An 18589-nucleotide genomic window follows, 5' to 3' on the forward strand; every position below is an offset into this window, starting at 1 on the left:
GATGGCATCGCATGTCCGGCGACTGTTGCAGCTGGCACGCCCGCGCATGCCGGAGTCGTTGCCGCAACGGCTGGACCGACGGCGCATCTACGTGCTGCCGACCCGCTTCGGCCTGTTTGTGGCCTGCCTGCTGGTGGCGATGCTGCTGGGCGCGCTGAACTACAACAACAACCCTGCGCTGTTGCTGGCGCTGCTGTTGGCAGCGGCCGCGATCGCCAGCGCCATCGCCGCGCACCTGCAGTTGTCGGGCGTGCAGATCGACGCGATCTCCGCCGAACCGCTGCCGGCCGGGCAACCGCTGCGCCTGCGCGTGGACCTGTCGCTGCGCGACCCGCGAGCGCGCCATGGGCTGCACCTGCAACTGGGCGACAGCGAGGCGTGGCTCGACCTGGCCGCACACGGCCGCGGTGAAGCCGAGCTGGAAGTGCCCAGCGAACGCCGTGGCTGGCTGGAACTGCCGCGCATCCGCCTGTCCACCACCCAACCGCTGGGCCTGGTCAGGGCGTGGTCATGGGTGTGGCCGGAAGAACCCCTGCTGGTCTACCCGCTGGCCGAAGCGAAGGCGCCGCCGTTGCCGCAGCAGGGCAGCGATCCCCTGCACACCCGCGCCCATGCCAATGGCGAGGAACTGCATCAGCTGCGTCCGTATCGCGCGGGAGATCCACCGCGCAGCATTGCCTGGAAACACTCCGCGCGCCGCGACACGCTGCTGGTACGCGAATACGAGAAGCCGATAGGCATCGAAGTGGTGCTGGACTGGCGCGCGCTGGCCCCCTTGGGCCAGGAGGCCCGCATCGCGCGGCTGGCACGCTGGGTGGACAGCGCCGAGCGCGAAGGCCGTCGCTACACGCTGCTGCTGCCGATGCAGCCGCCGATCGGCCCCGGCCAGGGCGCCAGCCACCACCATCTGTGCCTGCGCGCGCTGGCGTTGCTTCCCCATGACTGAGCCTGCCCTGCTGCTGGACCGCAACACCCGCACGTGGACGCTGGCCAGCGCCGCACTGGCCCTGTTGCCACTGCTGCTGCAGCTGCCCACCACATTGGCCGCGTTGATCGCCATGGCAGCGGTCGGCACTGCAGCACTGTCGCAGCGCGGCGTGCTGCCGATGCCGGTGCGCGTGCTGCTGGTGCTGGGCATGCTGGCCGCCATCGTCTGGCAGATGGGAGCGGTGCGCCCGGGCCGGGATACCGGCTGCGCGTTGTTGGCGGCGATGCTGGCGATCAAGTCCAGCGAGCTGCGCACCCTGCGCGATGCACGCAGCCTGCTCGGCTTTGCCCTGTTTTCACCGTTTGCGGCCTTCCTGCTCGACCAGGGGCCGCTGACCACCGTGCTCGCCATGCTCGCCGGCGTCAGCGCCCTGATTGCGCTGCAGCGGCTGGCGCAGGGTGAAGGCCGCAGTACGCCACCGCCGCTGTCCGCGCAGTTGCGTGGCGTCGGTCGCCTGCTGCTGATCGGCCTGCCGCTGGCGTTGGCCAGCTTCTGGCTGTTCCCACGATTGGCCACGCCGCTGTGGGGCATACCCGAACGCGCCGTCGGTACGCCGGGGCTGTCGGACACTATGCAGCCGGACCAGTGGCTGGATCTGATGGCCGACGACACCCCGGCTCTGCGGGCGCAGTTCTTCGGCGCGGTTCCAGCGCCGGCGCAGCGCTACTGGCGCGGGCCGGTACTGACGCAGTTCGACGGGCATGTCTGGCGACGCGACCGCCGTACCGACCGTTTGCCACCTGCCGTCGTGGAACACGGCACGGAGGGCTGGGACTACCAGATCGATTACGAGCCCACCGACCGTCGCCAGCTGGTCGCGCTGGATCTGCCCAGCGCCGCACCGGAAGGCAGCCGGCTTGATGCCGACCTGAGCCTGAGCAGCGACCGCCCGTTGTCCGCGTTGAGCCGCTGGCGCCTGCACTCGGCCCCACCGCAGCGCTTCGATGCCACGCTGTCGACGTACCAGCGCCGCGCTGCGCTGCAGCTGCCGGAAGGCTTCAACCCGCGCACGGCAACCCTGGCCCGCCAGTGGCGGCAGGACGCGGGAAGCGATGATGCAGCAGTGGTCCGTCGCGCCCTGGCGTGGATCACCGCGGATTTTTCGTACACGCTGGCGACACCGGCTCCCGGGCGTGATCCTGTCGATGCCTTCCTGTTCGACTACAAGGCCGGCTACTGCCAGCATTTCAGCTCTGCCTTCGTGGTGCTGATGCGCAATGCCGGCATTCCGGCGCGGGTGGTCACCGGGTTCGCCGGCGGCACGCGCAACCGGATCGGCGACTACTGGGTGCTGCGGCGGATGGACGCCCACGCCTGGGCCGAAGTGTGGCTGCCGCAACGCGGCTGGGTGCGCATCGACCCGACAGCGGCCGTGGCACCCGAGCGCATCCTGGACACGCTCGACGACCGCCTGCAGGCCGGCGCCGATACCGGGCTGCAGCAGCGCTGGCTGCAGCTGGGCCAGGTCGGCGACTGGATGCGCAGGGGCTGGAACGAACTGGTGCTGTCCTTCGACGCGCGCCGCCAGCAGCAGCTGCTGCAACCATTCGGGCTGGACGACCTGCAGCCGGGACAGCTGCTGGCCGGCTTCGTGATGGCGGTGTCGCTGGCGCTGGGGTGGATGGCGTGGCTGCTGGCCCGTGGCGAACGCGAGCGCGATCCGCTGCTGCGCGCCTGGCACCGGCTGGGGCAGCGCTATGCGCGGCTGGGGCTGGGCCGCGAACCGCACGAGCCCGCCCTGCACTGGGCGCGGCGGGTCCACGCGCAGCGCCCCGACCCGGCCCTCATCACACTCAGCCAGCGTTTCGCTGATGCACGCTACGCTGGCACTTGTACCGAGCTCGCCCCATTATTGCGGGACCTGCGCAGGCATCGCCCGACTTCCGGAGCCTCCCCATGAATACCAAGTTCCTCCTCACCGCCGTGGCCGCCCTGGCCCTGTCGGCCTGCGCCACGGCCCCCAAGCCGCTGCAGGGACAATTCAGCCTGGTTTCCCCGCGCGACTCGGTTGCCACCCAGCAGGTCGGCACGCCGGTGCGCTGGGGTGGCCGCATCATCGAAACCAAGCCCGGCCAGGGCGAGACCTGCTTCCAGATCATCTCGCGCCCGCTCAACGGCAGTGGCCGCCCGAACACCACCTCCTCCGATGCCAGTGACGGCCGCTTCATCGCCTGCCGCGCCGGCTTCTACGACCCGGCCGTGTTCGAAGCCGGCCGCGACGTGACCTTCATCGGCAAGATCGATGGCTACGCCAACACCCGCATCGGTGATTACGACTACCGCCTGCCGAAGCTGGCGGCCGACGTGATCTACCTGTGGCCGGAGCAGCGCCAGGTCGATGTGGTGCCCTACCCTTATGGACCGTGGGGCCCGGGTCCCTATGGCCCGTACTGGGGCGGTTACCGCGGCTGGGGCTGGTGGTAGTCCAGGCCCGCTACGCATGATGCAGAAGGCCGCCCCATGGGGCGGCCTTTTTTCATCCATGCATGGTGCGGGTCTGCTCGGGGCGATGTTGCATTGCGACGATTTTTATCCACGCATGGCGTGGATCTACTTTATCCACGCCATGCGTGGACGGCTGCGTCAACGCCCCGGTGCGCCGAAGTGACCCAGCGGCGCGCCCGCCAGCAGATGCATGTGGATATGGAACACGGTCTGCCCGGCATCTTCGCGGCAGTTCATCACGATGCGGTAGCCGTCCTGCGCGAAGCCTTCCTGCCGCGCGTACTCGGCGGCGGCCAGGGCCAGCTTGCCGATCAGGTGCGCCTGCGACGGCTGCAGGTCATCCAGGGTCGGGATGATCTCGTTCTTCGGAATGAACAGCACGTGCACCGGCGCCTGCGGTGCGATGTCCTTGAACGCCAGCACGTCCTCGTCTTCATAGACGATGGTGGCCGGGATCTCGCGACGGATGATCTTGCTGAAGAGGGTTTCGCTGCTCATGGTCGGCCTCGGCGGGGGTTTTTCCGCATTGTAGGCCGGTAACGCCGGGGCATGCCCGGCATCGACTCAATCGCGCACTTCGCTGCGGGTACCGAACGCGTGCGACAGCGTGCCGCGATCGACGTACTCCAGCTCACCACCGAGAGGCAGGCCCTGGGCCAGTCGACTCGGCCGCACCTGGCGGGCGCGCGCCAGCTGCGCGAGGTAGTGCGCGGTGGCTTCGCCTTCGACGGTGGCGCTGGTGGCGATGATCAGCTCCTGCACTTCCGCTTCGGCCAGACGCTGTTCCAGCTGCTCCAGACCCAGCTCGCGCGGCCCGATGCCATCCAGCGGCGACAGCCGCCCCTGCAGCACGAAGTAGACGCCGCGATAGCCGGTGGCGTTCTCGATCGCCAAGCGGTCAGCCGGCGATTCCACCACGCACAACTGGCTGCGCTCGCGGCTGCCGTTGGCGCAGGTCGGGCACAGCTCGGTTTCGCTGAAGTCGCGGCACTGCGCACAGTGACCGATGCGTTCGACCGCCTCTGCCAGCGTCTCGGCAAGGCGTTTGCCACCTTCGCGCTCGCGTTCGAGCAGGTGGTAGGCCATGCGTTGTGCCGTCTTCTGGCCTACGCCAGGCAGCACCCGCAGTGCATCGATCAGTTGTTCAAGCAGCGGTGCGGACACGGCGGTGTGTTCTGTAGAGCCGAGCGCGCTCGACTGGAAATTGCGGACAGTCGAGCACGCTCGACGCTGCACGGTGGGTGGCACCCGGCGGTGCGGGTGCCACGCAGGACATCAGAACGGCATCTTCATGCCCGGCGGCAGCTGCATGCCGGCGGTGGCCGAACCCATCTTCGACTTCGACTCGGCGTCGATCTTGTTGGACGCATCGTTGAAGGCGGCGGCGATCAGGTCTTCCAGCATTTCCGGATCGCTGGCCAGCGACGGATCGATGCGCACCTTGCGGCACTCCTTGGCACCGGTCAGGGTGACGCTGACCATGCCGCCACCGGCGCTGCCGGTCACTTCGATCTTGGCGATTTCTTCCTGGGCCTTCTGCAGGTTTTCCTGCATCTTCTGGGCCTGCTGCATCAGTTGGGCGATATTGCCGCGCATGTCGTCTTACTCGTCAAAAGAACGGATGGAATCGGAAACAACCCGGGCGCCGTGCTGCTGGATCAGCAGCTGGACTTCCGGATCGTCCATGAAAATGGCCTCGGCAGCCTGCTGCCGCTCGCCACGCTGGCGGTCGGCGCGCTGGTGCAGGGTCTCGGCCGGGACCTGCTCGGTTTCCACGGTTTCGACCACGATCTTCAACGCGTGGCCGAGGGACCTTTCCAGCACCTCGCCCAGCGCTGCCAGCGCGCGCTCGGAACGCAGGTACTCAAATCCGGGCGAAAGGCCCAGTTTCAAGACCCCCTGCTGGCAACTGATGAAGGCCGCATTGGCTGCAAGCTGTCGCGATGGACCGCTCAGGCCACTGTTGGCAACCAGGTCGAGCCAGTCCTCGGCACAGGCAAGCTCGCTGATGCTGCCCGCCGCAGCGCGGTCGGAAGCGACAACCTCGACGGCCGGGGCGATCGGGATGCCTTCGGCACGGAACGGACGCTCCGGCACGGCAGCAGCCTCTGCAACCGGCTGCGGCGCCGGCACTGGCGGCTCGTGCCACGGGGCGACCATGGCCGCGTCGGGCGTCGCCATCTCGGCCGCCAGCGCTTCATCGCGCGCGCCAGCCTCGTCGGTCGCCCACGGCGGCAGGTCGTCCGCCTCGGCGGGTGCCTTGGGCGTGGCCGCCTCTGGAGCCGGCTGCGTCTTCATCGGCAGGGGTGACCCGGGTTCTTCGACCGGAACCGGTTCAGGTTCAGGAGTCGGATCCGGCTCCGGGGTCGGCTCGGGTTCCGGCTCGGGTTCGCGCTGTGGTGCCGGGGTCGGCGTCTGTGCGATGGCCTCTGCCAGCACCGGTGCCGAGGCCTGGGCGACGGCTGCGGCTTCTGGCGCCGCAGCAGCCGCCGTGGCAGCGCCTTCGTGGCTGCCAGCAACGCTGCCCCCGGTCTGGCCCGTACCGGTCGGTGCGCTGCCACCGGAGGATTCCGGAGTGCGCGGCACCGACGGCACCGCAGCCGCTGGGCGGAACGCCAGCATGCGCAGCACGGCCATTTCAAAGCCGGCGCGCGGGCTGGGCGCCAATGGCAGATCGCGACGACCGTTCAGGGCCATCTGATACCAGAGCTGGACCACTTCCGGGCGCAGGCGCTCGGCAAACACGCTGGCATCCAGTCCTTCGGCAGCGGCGGACGCGCCCGGCACCAGTTGCTGCACCTGGATGCGGTGCAGGCCCTCGGCCAGCGCATCAAGCACGCCGCTCCAGTCCGGCGAGAACTCGGCCAGCGCCGCTACCACCTGCAGCAGGCGCGGGCCATCGCCTTCGGCCAAGGCATCGAGCATGGCCGCCACCTGGGTACGGTCGACCGTGCCCAGCATGGTGCGCACCACGTCCTCGCGCAGCGCACCGCCGGCGTAGGCAATGGCCTGGTCGAGCAGCGACAGGCCGTCACGCAGGCTGCCGTCGGCGGCCTTGGCCAGCTGCACGATGGCGGTCGGGTCCGACTCGATCTCCTCGGCGGTGAGGATGCGGGTCATCTGCCCCTGGATCTGATCTTCATCCAGGCGCTTGAGGTTGAACTGCAGGCAGCGGCTGAGCACGGTGACCGGCAGCTTCTGCGGGTCGGTGGTGGCCAGCAGGAACTTCACATGCTCCGGCGGCTCTTCCAGCGTCTTCAGCAGCGCATTGAACGCGGCCTTGGACAGCATGTGCACTTCGTCGATCAGGTACACCTTGTACTTGCCACGCGAGGGCATGTACTGGGCGTTCTCGATCACCTCGCGCACATCGTCCACGCCGGTATTGGACGCGGCATCGATTTCCAGCAGGTCGATGTAGCGACCGGCGTCGATGTCCAGGCAGGCCGCACACTGGCCGCAGGGATCGGCACTGGTGCCCTGCTCGCAGTTCAGCGATTTGGCGAAGATGCGCGCGATCGTGGTCTTGCCCACGCCGCGGGTACCGGTAAACAGGAACGCATGGTGGACCCGGCCGCTGTCCAGCGCATTGCTGAGCGCACGGACCACGTGTTCCTGGCCCACCAGCTCGGCAAAACGCTTCGGACGCCACTTGCGGGCAAGGACGAGATAGGACATCAGGCCACCGTCTTCCATCGGATGTTCCATTGTGCCACGCCTGTCCAGCCCTCTCGCCCTGCAAACCAGTGCTTGTGTCCTGCCGCTGCGCCCGCTAGAATCTGCGCCCCTGCTGAGGCGTTTGCCGATGGCAGGGATCCGGAGAGGTGTCCGAGTGGTTGAAGGAGCACGCCTGGAAAGTGTGTAAGCGTCTAAACCGCGCTTCGGGGGTTCGAATCCCCCTCTCTCCGCCAGATAACTGAAAAAGGCTGCCCGAAAGGGCAGCCTTTTTCAGTTATCTGGCGCGGGACGCGAAGTGCGCTGCGCGCGCTTCGCCCCAGACGTTGCTGCGCAACGTCCGGGCCCCTCCCTTTGCCTGCCTCTCCCCGCCCCTGTCGGGGCAGCCCCTCAACAGAGGGGCTTGCTCCTCCAGATGCATCAGTAGATCCACGCCATGCGTGGATGCCTCGGCCCGGTCGAGGCGACTACCCGCCCATGCCCAGCCTCCCGCTGCCCCCGTCCCCAGCGCCCTCACCTTTCGCTGAACAGCTGGTTCAAGGCCGCATACCCCGGCGCCCCCTCCGGCATCGCCATCGCGTCGCCGAGAAAATCCGTGGTCGCCGCGGCCATCGCCGCCCATGCATGCATGAACAACGCCGGCCCTGCGCTCAGCCGCCGTACGCCGGCCTGCGACAGTGCAGCAAACGATGCCATCCCCGGCAGCCACATCAGGTTGAGAGGCAGCGGCACGGCGCCGGCAATCGCCGCCGCCTCGTCCAGCGCGCGCAGTCCCGGCACGAAGCCGCCGTCGGCACCGGCACGTGCATAGGCCTGCAGCCGATCGATGCTCATCCCGACGGCCTCCTCACCTTCGGCGAGGCCGCGCAGATAAACGTCAGTGCGCGCATTGATGAACAGTGGTCGCCCGCCCAGCGCAGAACGGATGGCGCTGATCTTGGCCACCAGCGCCGCAGGGCTGCCGGCGCCGTCTTCGATGTTGATCCCGACCACACCCGCATCGACCAGGCGCAGCACCCTCGCAGCGACCACGTCGGGCGCATCGCTGTAGCCATCCTCGATATCGACCGTGACCGGCAGCGAGGTCACACCCACAATTTCGGAAATCCGCTGCAGCAGCGCAGTATCAGGCAGCGCACCGCCATCGGCATGACCGCAGGACCACGCCATCGCAGCACTCGATGTTCCCACCGCGAGCGCCCCCTGCTGCTGGACCAGGCGGGCGCCACCGGCATCCCATACGTTGGGCAGCACGTAAAGATCGGCGCCTTGGTGGAGTTTTACGAAACTGGCATGAGCATTCGACATGGAACCTCCTGATGACGGGGACCTGCAGTCTGCGCCCGAACCGGTTTCCGGGCTCGCCATGTTCGGACATCAATGGCACGGACCTCGCGCACAATGTGCCCGCCACCACGATGACGTTCCTTCATGACACCCCGCCCCTACCACTGCAGCGACATCACCGCCTGCCTGTCGATCTTCGACAGCAACGTGCCCACCTACTTCGCCCCCCAGGAGCGAGGAGACTTCGAGCGCTTCCTGCACGAACATGCCGCACAGTGCGCATTCCAGGTGATCGAGGTCGATGGCCAGGTGGTGGCCTGTGGTGGTCTCTGGAACTGCGGCGAAGGCAGCACCAGCTTCTGCTGGGGCATGGTTGAACGAAGTCGCCACAGACAGGGGCTGGGACGCACGCTGGCAGTGGCCCGGCTGCATCAGGCTGACACAGACCCGTCGATCCAGCGCATCACGCTCAGTACCAGCCAGCACACGCAGGGCTTCTATGCCGGCCTCGGCTTCCAGGTGGTACGCGTGGTGGCCGACGGCCACGGCGCCGGGATCGACGCCGTGGAGATGGAGCGGGTGCTGTAGCTTCCCGCTCCCGACGGATCCACGCAGGGCGTGGATCTACCGTTGGCATGCGTCAGCTCAGAAGCCGACGCGCAGGTTCAACTGGCCACCAACATCGTTGCGACCGTCGCCATGCTGGCCCTGCACGAACAGCGACAACTGGCTGCTGCGTCCCAGGCCCACGGCTACGCCGACCTGGCTGACCAGCGCATTGCGCGCCATCACGGCACTGTAGGCGTCGAACGCATTGCCACCGACGGCGAAGCTCTGCCGGCTGGCTACGTCGGTGTCACCGGACGCGTGCTGCCAGCCCAGCCCGACCGTCAGCTGTGCCGGATAGCGATCGCCGCTGCCCACATCCCAGCGGCCGCGAACGCCGACGGTGCTGACATTGAGCGTGTCCTTGCCGCCCTCCAGTACCAGCGCCGCGCTACCGCCCTGCTCCACCGCCCGATCGCTGTCCACCCAGTGCTTGGTGAACTGCACGTACGGCTGCAGCTGCGTCCGGCCATGGGTCCAGGTCCAGCTGCCTTCGATCTGGGCGATGGTGACATCCGAGTCCTGGCGGCTGTGCAGGGTCTGTGCCAGCAGCGGCACTTCACGCGTGGTGCGCGTGCGGTAATCGCCGCGCGACACGCTGCCACCGACCGCAAACCCGTTGTTCCACTCGCCCTGCGCATACAGCCCATAGGTATTGCCGCGCAGGCGTGCACGCGACTGGCGATCGTACAGCCGCGTATCCAGCCGCTCGCTGCCCGCCGCCGCACCCAGCACCACATGCTCGCCGAGCTTCCAGTCGACGCCGGCCATCAGTGCATTGCGGTTGGCACGGATCTCGTCACCGTTGCCATCGCCGTCCTGCTTGAACACCTTGCCGCTACCGGCCAGCCATGCCGAAGCACGCTCGCCCCGCACCGTCGGCAGCTCGCTGCCCAGACGCTGGCGGATGCCCTCTTCCAGGTAGTTGTCGTACAGCAGCACTGCACGGCTGGCCGCATGCACTTCACCGGAGAGCTGGTTGAACGCGTTGCGCGCGGTGGCGGTGTCGTAGGCCAGCAGCGTGTTGTACAGGCCCAGCGCCGCGCCGGTCTGCGGCAGGCTGTCCAGCGCCGATGCCACGCCCAGCTGGTTGCGGGTCTGCGCCGCCGTGACGAAGGCCGCTGTCTGCTTCACATCGATCTTCAGCTGCGCGGCATTCGGTGTATACACCGGGCTCAGCGAGAGGAAGGCCGAGGTGGTGGTGGGCGGCACGAACTGCCCGCTGACACCGCCGCCTGCGTTGATGATCGTGTACTGCTGGCCTTGCTGGTAGCTGGTGTTCGGGTTGATGGCATTGACCACCACCGATGCACCGCCGATGTTCGCGCTGCCACCCACCTGCACCACGTCGCTGCCGGTAGCGCCCAGGTCGACCGACAGCGTGCTGCCCGGTGCCAGGGTCAGGTTGCCACCCACGGTGATCGTGCCCGCACCGTTGCCGCCACTGCTGCCATTGCCCGGGCCGTTGCCCGGCGACAGCACACCGCCGCTGCTTACGGTGACGCCGCCAGCGCTGCCGCCGATGGTGCCGGTACCCGACAACGTGGTGCCGCTGCCGATGGTCCATTGGCCACCGATGGTGCCGGTGACATTCAGGCCACCGCCGGTGACTTGGCCAGTACCGGTGAATCCGCCACTGTTGCCGCCCAGGTTGAGCGGGCCCGGGCCGGCCTGCACGATGCTGCCAGTGCCACTGATGCTGCCACCCAGTGTCGTGGTGCCGCCGGTGTTGACCACCAGGCCACCATTGTTGGTGATGTTGCCGGTGATCGCGCCGCTGGCGCCGCCGTTGCCGATCTGCACGGTACCGCCAGCGTTGATCGTGGTGCCGCCGGTATAGGTGTTGTTGCCGGTCAGGGTCAGCGTGCCGCTGCCGGCCTGGGTCAACCCGCCGCTGCCACTGACCACGCCGCCAAGCGTGGTGTTGCCGCCGACATTGAACACCAGGCTGCCGTTGTTGCTGACGTTGCCGGCGATCGCACCGCTGGCACCGCCATTGCCGACCTGCAGCGTAGCGCCGGTGTTGATGGTGGTACCGCCGGTGTAGGTGTTGTTGCCGGTCAAGGTCAGCGTGCCGGCACCGGCCTGGGTCAGTCCGCCGCTGCCACTGACCACACCACCCAGCGTGGTGTTGCCACCGACGTTGAACACCAGGCTGCCGTTGTTGCCGACGTCGCCGATGATCGCCCCCGTGGCGCCACCATTGCCCACCTGCAGGGTGCCACCGCTGTTGATGGTGGTGCCGCCGGTATAGGTGTTGTTGCCGGTCAGGGTCAGCGTGCCGCTGCCGGCCTGGGTCAGGCCACCGCTGCCGCTGACAGTCCCACCGAGTGTCGTGTTGGCCGACAGGTTGACCACCAGCGCGCCGTTGTTGGTCACGTCGCCGACGATTGCACCGGTCGCGCCGCCATTGCCGATCTGCAGCGTGCTGCCCCCGTTGATGGTGGTGCCACCGGTGTAGGTGTTGTTGCCGGTCAGGGTCAACGTGCCGCTGCCGGTCTGCACCAGCCCACCGCTTCCACCGATGGTGCCGCCGAAGGTCGTGTTGGCATTGCTGCCGCCGGTGGTCAGGGTGGAACCGCCCAGCACCACGTTGCCGCTGGCAACACCGGCCAGGCCACCGATGCTCTGGTTGCCGGCCGCACTGATGTCCAGCGTTCCGGCGCCGGCCAGATTCACCGTGCTGGCCGAGGACAGGCTGCCACCGGCCGCGACCACCAGGGTGCCGCTGTTGATCGTCGTGGTACCGGTGTAGCTGCTGGCACCACCCAGGGTCACCGTCGCTGCGCCATCCTTCAGCAGGTTGCCGGCGCCGGCGATGTCGCCGTCCAGCGTCAGCGGCGTGCCGCCCAGCAGGGTCAGCGTGCCGCTTGCCAGCTGCACGTTGTTGCCCAGGGTCAGCGGCACAGTGCCGTCCAACGTGGCATCGCCGCCCACGGTCAGCGCGCCGGTACCCAAGGCACCATTGCTGCCCAGCGACAGACCACCGGCATTGAGCGCCACTCCCCCACCGAAGGTGTTGCTGCCGGTCAGGCCGAGCACGCCCGCACCGTTCTTGACCAGTCCACCGGTACCGCTGATGTCGCCGGCAAACGTGCTGTTGCCCGCTGCGTTGGTGGTCAGCGTGTTGCCGCCAAGGCTGATCGTGCTGCCGGCAACGCCGGACAGCGTACCGATGGCCTGGTTGCCACCGCTGGAGATGTCAAAACCGGTACCGGCGTTGGCCAGGTTCAACGCGCCGGTTGCGGCCAGGCTGCCACCGGCACCGATCGCCAGCGTGCCGGCGTTGATGGTGGTGCCGCCAGTGAAGGTGTTGGTGCCGGTCAATGTCTCGGTACCCGTGCCTGCCTTGATCAGGCCACCGGTGCCGCCGATCGAACCACTGAACACGCCGTTGGTGGAATCACCGATGGTCAACGTGTTCGCACCGAGGTTGACCGTACCGTTGCCGATCAGCGTGCCGAACACCTGCGTGCCACTGCCCGCTGAAAGATCGAAGGTGGCACCGGTGGCGAGATTGACGATGCCACCTGCACTGAGGCTGGCACCGGCCCCCAGAGCGAGCGTGCCCGCATTGATGTTGGTCCCGCCGGTGTAGGTATTGGTGCCGTTCAAGGTGAGGGTAGCCACGCCGTCCTTGGTCAGGCTGCCGGTGCCCGACAGGTTGCCGTTGAGCGTGAGATCGTTGCTGCCCAGTACGGTCAGGCCAGCGTTGAGCACCATGTTGTTGGCCAAGGTCACCGCGCTGCTGGAATCAAGCGTGGAAGCGCCGCCGACCGTCAGCGTGCCCGTACCCAGCGCCGTGTTGTTGCCCACCACCAGGCCGCCGGCATTGAGGGTGACGCCGCCACCGAAGGTGCTGGCACCGTTGAGCGTCTGCACGCCGCTGCCATTCTTGACCAGCCCACCGCTGCCGGTCAGGGCGCCGTTGAACGTCGCGTCGGTGGTGCCTCCCAGAGTCAGGTTGTTGCCGCCCAGCGACACCGTGCTGCCGGCCACGCCCGCCAGCGAACCGATGCCCTGGTTGCCACCGGCGGAGATGTCGAACGTGCCAGTACCGGCCAGGTTCACCGCACCGGTCGGCGACAGGCTTCCGCCCGCGCCGATCGCCAGCGTGCCGCTGTTGATGACCGTACCGCCGGTGAAGGTGTTGCTGCCGGTCAGGGTCACCGTTGCCGCGCCGTTCTTGATCAGGCCACCGTCGCCGGTGACTGCCCCGCCCAACGTCAATGCATTGCTGCCGAGCAGATTGAGCGTCGCACCAGCCAGCAGGCCGATATCGTTGCCGAGAGTCGCGGCGATGCTGCTGTCCAACGACGCGTTGGCGCCCACGGTCAGCGCGCCGGTACCCAGCGCGGCATTGTTGCCGACCACCAGGCCGCCACCGTTGAGTGCAACCCCACCACCGAAGAGGTTGGCAGCGCCCAGCGTCTGGATGCCCGTGCCGTTCTTGACCAGCCCGCCGGTACCACCGATCACACCATCAAAGGTGCCGTTGTCGGTGCCGCCAAAGGTCAGCGTGTTGCTACCCAGCGCCACGGCGCTGCCGGCGACGCCGTTGAGCGCGCCGATCGCCTGGTTGCCCGCGGCCGAGATATCGAAGCCGGTGCCCGGTGCGGACAGCGTAACCGCGCCTGTTGCCGCCAGGCTGCCGCCGGCACCGATCGCCAGCGTGCCCGCATTGATCAGCGTGCCACCGGTGAAGGTGTTGGTACCGGTCAGCGTTTCAGTGCCGGTCCCCTCCTTGATCAGGCCACCGGTGCCGGCGATGGAGCCGCTGAAGACACCGTTGGTCGGTCCGCCGACGGTGATCGAGTTCGCCCCCAGGTTGACCGTGCCATTGCCGGTCAGGGTGCCGAAGGTCTGGGCACCACTGCCCGCAGAGAGATCCAGGATGGCGCCGGTGGCCAGGTTGACGATGCCGCTGGCGGCCAGGCTTGCACCTGCGCCCAGCGCGAGCGTGCCGGCATTGACGTTGGTGCCGCCGGTATAGGTGTTCACGCCGTTCAAGGTGAGCGTGGCAGCGCCGTTCTTGGTCAGGCCGCCGGTGCCGGAGATCACCCCGTTGAGCGTCAGCGCATTGCTGCCCAGCACCGTCAAGCCGGCGTTGAGCGTGATGTTGTTGACCAGCGTCGCTGCCAGGCTGGTGTCGAGCGTCGCCGCACCGCCCACGGTCAGCACACCGCTGCCCAGCGCCGCGTCATTGCCGAGCACCAGGCCACCGGCATTGAGGCTGACGCCGCCGCCGAAGGTGTTGGCAGCGGACAGGGTCTGCACGCCTGCGCCCACCTTGACCAGCCCCCCGCCTCCGCTGATCACGCCGTCGAACACCGCATTGGCTGCCGTACCGAAGGTCAGAGAATTTCCGCCCAGCGAAAGGCTGCTGCCGGTCACGCCCGCGAGCGCACCGATGGCCTGGTTGCCACCGGCACCGGAGATATCCAGACCTGCGCCGAGGCCGCCGAGCGTCACGTTGCCGCCCGCGGCAAGACTGCCCCCCGCCCCCAGTGCCAGCGTGCCCGCATTGACCAGAGTGCCGCCGGTATAGGTATTGGCACCGCTCAGAGTAAGCGTGGCCGTTCCGTTCTTGGTCAGCGCGCCGGCGCCGGACAGCAGCCCCGCCAGGGTCAGCGCGTTGCTGCCCTGTATCGCCAGCGTGGCGCCCGATGCCAACCCGATGTTGTTGCCGAGGGCGAGCGCGGCACCAGCGTCCAACGATGCATTGCCCCCCACACTCAGCGAGCCGGTACCCAGCGCCCCTGCATTGCCCAGCGTCAGGCTGCCCGCATTGAGCGCCAGTCCACCGCTGAAGGTATTGGCGCTGTTGAGCGTCAGTGCACCGGCGCCGTTCTTGACCAGACCGCCGGTACCGGACACCACACCACCGAGCGTCAGTGCGTTGCTGCCGATCAGCGTCAGTGCCGAGCCTGCGCCAAGGTTGACCGCATTGGTCAGATCAAGCGCAACGCTGCCGTCCAGGCTGGCGTTCGCAGCAACGTTCAGCGCGCCGGTTCCAAGCGCTCCACTGTTGCCCAGCAGCAGGCCGCCGCCGGCCAGGCTCAGGCCGCCACCGAAGGTATTGGCACCATTGAGCGTCAACACCGTGGCGCCGTTCTTCACCAGGCCACCGTCGCCGGACACCACGCCGCCCAGGGTGACGTTCTGGCTGCCGGGGAGCGTAAGGATCGCACCGGTAGCCAATGCAACGTTGTTGGTCAGGTTCAGTGCGGTCGATCCGTCCAGCGACACGTTGCCGCCGATGTTCAGCGCGCCGGTGCCGGCCGCTGCACTGTTGCCCAGCAGCACGCTGCCCGCATTGAGATTCAAGCCACCACTGAACCCGTTGGTACCGTTCAAGGTCAGCTGCGAGGCACCGTTCTTGGTCAGGCTGCCGACACCGGAGATGTCGCCGGTCAGGGTGATGTTGTTGCTGCCGCCCAGTGTCAGCGCGGCACCAAGATTGACCGCGTTGCCCAGATTTAGCGCGGTGGTTCCCTCCAGCGTCGCGGCACCGTTGATGCTCAGCGCACCGGTTCCCAGCGCACCGCTGTTGCCCAGCAACAGACCGCCGGCATTGAGCGCGACGCCGCCGGTGAAGGTGTTTGCACCGGTCAATGTCTGTACGCCGCTGCCGTTCTTTACCAGGCCGCCGCCAACGCCACTGATCACACCGGCGAACGTCTGGTCGGTCGCACTACCAAAGCTGAGCGTGTTGGCGCCCAATGCCACGGTGGTACCTGCCACGCCGGACAGTGCGCCGATGGTCTGGTTGCCAGCTAGGGAAAGATCCAACGCCGCGCCAGCACCGGACAGGCTGACCGCGCCGGTCGCGGCCAGGCTGCCGCCACTGCCCAGCGCCACCGTGCCGGCGGCAACGTTCAAGCCGCCGGTGAAGGTATTGGCGCCGGTCAGCGTCAGCGTCGAAGTGCCGCTCTTTATCAGGCCGCCGTTGCCACCCAGGGCACCTCCCAGCGTCAGCGGCTGGCCACCCAGCACGTTGAGCGAGCCACCCGCGGCAAGATTGATGTTGTTGCCCACGTTCAACGCCGCGCTTGCATCCAGCGTGGCGGCATTGTTGATGTCCAGCAGGCCGGTACCCAGTGCCGTGTTGTTGCCCAGCAGCAGGTTGCCGCCATTGACGACGACACCGCCACCGAATGTATTGGCGCCATTCAACGTCAGCAGTGCGGCGCCGTTCTTGACCAGGCTGCCGTTGCCGGAAATCACACCGTTGAACACCAACGGCTGCCCGCCCTGCAGCGCCAGCGAACCCCCGGTGCCAAGCGAGACGTTGTTGCCCAGCGAAAGCGCCGTTGTGCCATCGAGGGTGACCTGAGCACCGACGCTCAACGTACCTGTACCCAGCGCGTTGCTGTTGCCCAGCAGCAGCCCGCCGCCGTTGAGGGCCACGCCGCCGGTAAGCGCGTTGCTGCCCAACAGGGTCTGTATGCCGGTACCCACCTTGATCAAGCCGCCGGTGGTGCCGGTGAAGTTGCCGGCGAAGCTGGTATTGCCGAGCCCGCCGAGGGTCAATGTGCGGGTGTCCAAGTTGACCGTGCCGCCGAGCCCGGCCAGCGATCCCACGGTCTGGTTGGCTGCAGCGGTGAGGTCCAGCGTCGTACCGGTGGCCAGCGTCAACGCACCGGTGGGCGACAGACTGCCACCCGCACCGAGCGCCAGCGCCCCCCCGGTGATCGAGAAACCACCGGTCAGCAAATTCGCGCCGCCCAGGGTCAGCGTGCCCGCACCGCTCTTGATCAGGTTGCCCGCACCCGACAGTGAACCATTGAGGGTGACCGCATTGCTGCCGAGCAGATTGAGGTTGCCCCCGCTGTTGACGACGATGTTGTTGGCGAGGTTGAAGGCCCCGCTGGTATCCAGCGATGCGCTGCCGCCTACCGTCAGGCTGCCGCCGCCAAGTGCACCGGCATTGCCAAGCAGCAAGCCACCGGCGTTGAGGTTGACGCCACCGGAGAACAGATTGGCGCCGCCCAGCGTGACCACGCCGGTGTTGCTGACGGTAAGGCCGCCGGCACCGGTAAGCACCCCACTCAAACCAAAGGCGTTGGTGCCGCCCAGCGTCAGCCTGCCCGTGTTGAGCGCGAAGGGATTTGCAAGCGTGAGCCCGGCCGTCGATGCTGCGATGGCACCGCCATTCACGTTGAAGATGCCGGTACCGAATGACGCCGCGTTGTTGAAATTGACCAGGCCATCGTTGAGCGTGGTGCCGGTTCCGGCCCAGGCACCTTGCAGGTTCCAGGTGCCACTGTTGACGGTCAGCTTCTGGAAGTTGAGGTACTGGTTCCAGCCCAGCGTGGTCACTGCTCCCCCGGTACCGGATCCCGGGCCGGCGGCATCGTTCTGCAACACCAATGTGTTGCTGGCTGCCCCGGCGCCCACACCGGCGTTGACCGTACCGGCTGCCGCCAGCGAGACCGAGATGCCGCCCAGCACATCAATTCCCGCCGAGGCCCCGGCGCCGGTCGCCACACTGGATCCGGAAACGGCAGTAAAAGTATTTCCCAGCGTCGAATCGCCGAGGTGGACGCTGCCGGTGATCGTGCCACTGTTGGTGACTGAATTGCCTGCCGCTGATCCAGCCAATCCGACACGCCCGGTAATTCCCCCGGTATTGCGCAGAACCGTCTGCGCGCCGCCGTAGCTGACAATGGCCGGCGCATCGGCCGTACCAAGCCCGCCCAGCAGGAAATTCATGTTGACGGTGCCGGCGTTGTTGATCGTGGTGACACCGCTTGCGCCATTCTGCACAGACAGCGCGCGACCGCTCGCGCCCAGTAGTGAACCGATATCGATGAAGCCCTGCAGCGTGCCGGTAGCGGTGTTGTCGACGGTAATCGTCTGGCCACTCGCGTTGCCGAGCACCGCACCGGAGGCGGCAAAAATACCGACATTGGTACCGATCGTGCCGTTGTTGGTGAGCTGGATGCCGTTACCGCTCAACGTCATCGAGTTGCCCAGGCCAGCGGTGCTCCCGACATTCGCTCCGGCTGCTACGGTTACCTGCACACCATTGGTGGCGTCCACGAAATTGTTGGTGGTCCCGGTGCAGGTAATTGCCGGGCCCGGCGTGGAGCACGCCGCGAACGCCGAACCACTGGCCAGCGTGGCAGCCAATGCAACGGCCAGCTGATGCATTCTCAATCGCGGCACCCGCACCGTGGCACCCTCATTTCCACCTGGATTCTGGGCGACCTCCGAAGCCACCTGCATCACGCCAAGAGCACGATTGAAAACCAGACGGTAAATGCGGTTCATCGGTAAATCTCCATGAAATGACCGGTGGCACAGCAGGCAGGTTTTTTTGAGGTGATGTCGTCCCGCCCTGCTCCACACCGGGAACAAGACCTGCGGTATCAACCTTGGAAAACAATCACACGTTCACGTCAGAGCGCGGCAGGAACGGCGTGCCCCTGCACGTCCGTCATCACGAAAACTCCCCGATTTCGCTTGACGAATGGCCGCACTGTGCGACCGCCACCGCCAGCACCACGTGAATCCGGCACGCTATTTTCATGATGGCCGTCAAATAATCACTGCAGTCGTCACGACTTTGCCGAAAATGCATAT

General features: G+C 67.2%; 10 protein-coding genes and 1 tRNA gene. 5 read left to right on the plus strand and 6 right to left on the minus strand.

The genetic code is table 11. The features are described from left to right. Position 1 precedes the first annotated feature (1 nt). From ACFX4F_RS04870 to ACFX4F_RS04880, 3 genes are read left to right on the plus strand one after another with little or no spacing between them, the layout of a single operon-like run. On the plus strand, positions 2 to 946 hold the full coding sequence (locus ACFX4F_RS04870) for a DUF58 domain-containing protein (RefSeq protein ID WP_099819196.1): 945 nt from the start codon (positions 2 to 4) through the stop codon (positions 944 to 946). Beyond that, positions 939 to 2888: a DUF3488 and transglutaminase-like domain-containing protein gene (locus tag ACFX4F_RS04875; protein WP_099819195.1), complete on the plus strand. Its 1950-nt coding sequence runs from the start codon at positions 939 to 941 to the stop codon at positions 2886 to 2888. The genes ACFX4F_RS04870 and ACFX4F_RS04875 overlap by 8 nt, the downstream gene beginning before the upstream one ends. Further along, positions 2885 to 3412, plus strand: coding sequence for a Slp family lipoprotein (locus tag ACFX4F_RS04880; RefSeq protein ID WP_089239146.1), 528 nt, complete (start codon positions 2885 to 2887; stop codon positions 3410 to 3412). The genes ACFX4F_RS04875 and ACFX4F_RS04880 overlap by 4 nt, the downstream gene beginning before the upstream one ends. Before the next feature lie 159 nt (positions 3413 to 3571). Here ACFX4F_RS04880 and ACFX4F_RS04885 read toward each other — a convergent pair whose 3' ends face one another. The 4 genes from ACFX4F_RS04885 to dnaX all read right to left on the minus strand — a co-directional run bounded on the left by ACFX4F_RS04885 (position 3572) and on the right by dnaX (position 7129). Then, complete coding sequence (locus tag ACFX4F_RS04885) at positions 3572 to 3931, minus strand: histidine triad nucleotide-binding protein (protein ID WP_380652825.1); 360 nt, start codon at positions 3929 to 3931, stop codon at positions 3572 to 3574. Between the two features lie 66 nt (positions 3932 to 3997). Next, the gene (gene recR, locus ACFX4F_RS04890; protein WP_380652828.1) at positions 3998 to 4597 is read right to left on the minus strand and encodes a recombination mediator RecR; all 600 of its coding nucleotides are present in this window, start codon (positions 4595 to 4597) and stop codon (positions 3998 to 4000) included. 111 nt (positions 4598 to 4708) lie between these two features. Beyond that, complete coding sequence (locus tag ACFX4F_RS04895; protein ID WP_025879376.1) at positions 4709 to 5029, minus strand: YbaB/EbfC family nucleoid-associated protein; 321 nt, start codon at positions 5027 to 5029, stop codon at positions 4709 to 4711. 6 nt (positions 5030 to 5035) lie between these two features. After that, positions 5036 to 7129 (minus strand): DNA polymerase III subunit gamma/tau, encoded by a 2094-nt coding sequence (dnaX, locus tag ACFX4F_RS04900; RefSeq protein ID WP_380652880.1) that lies wholly within the window; start codon positions 7127 to 7129, stop codon positions 5036 to 5038. A gap of 122 nt (positions 7130 to 7251) precedes the next feature. On the opposite strand from dnaX, the gene ACFX4F_RS04905 reads away from it, so the two are divergent. Next, positions 7252 to 7344, plus strand: a tRNA-Ser gene (locus ACFX4F_RS04905). 277 nt (positions 7345 to 7621) lie between these two features. Here ACFX4F_RS04905 and ACFX4F_RS04910 read toward each other — a convergent pair. Then, entirely contained in the window at positions 7622 to 8416 is a 795-nt protein-coding gene (locus ACFX4F_RS04910; protein ID WP_207761016.1) for an isocitrate lyase/phosphoenolpyruvate mutase family protein, read from the minus strand. A gap of 123 nt (positions 8417 to 8539) precedes the next feature. Between ACFX4F_RS04910 and ACFX4F_RS04915 the strand changes: the two genes are divergently transcribed. After that, complete coding sequence (locus ACFX4F_RS04915; protein WP_099819191.1) at positions 8540 to 8983, plus strand: GNAT family N-acetyltransferase; 444 nt, start codon at positions 8540 to 8542, stop codon at positions 8981 to 8983. A 57-nt stretch (positions 8984 to 9040) separates the two neighbouring features. Here the strand turns inward: ACFX4F_RS04915 and ACFX4F_RS04920 are convergent, their stop codons facing one another. After that, positions 9041 to 18277: an autotransporter-associated beta strand repeat-containing protein gene (locus ACFX4F_RS04920; protein ID WP_380652834.1), complete on the minus strand. Its 9237-nt coding sequence runs from the start codon at positions 18275 to 18277 to the stop codon at positions 9041 to 9043. Positions 18278 to 18589 lie beyond the last annotated feature (312 nt).

The organism is Stenotrophomonas sp. YIM B13575 (assembly GCF_042787595.1).
Classification (GTDB): domain Bacteria; phylum Pseudomonadota; class Gammaproteobacteria; order Xanthomonadales; family Xanthomonadaceae; genus Stenotrophomonas; species Stenotrophomonas lactitubi_B.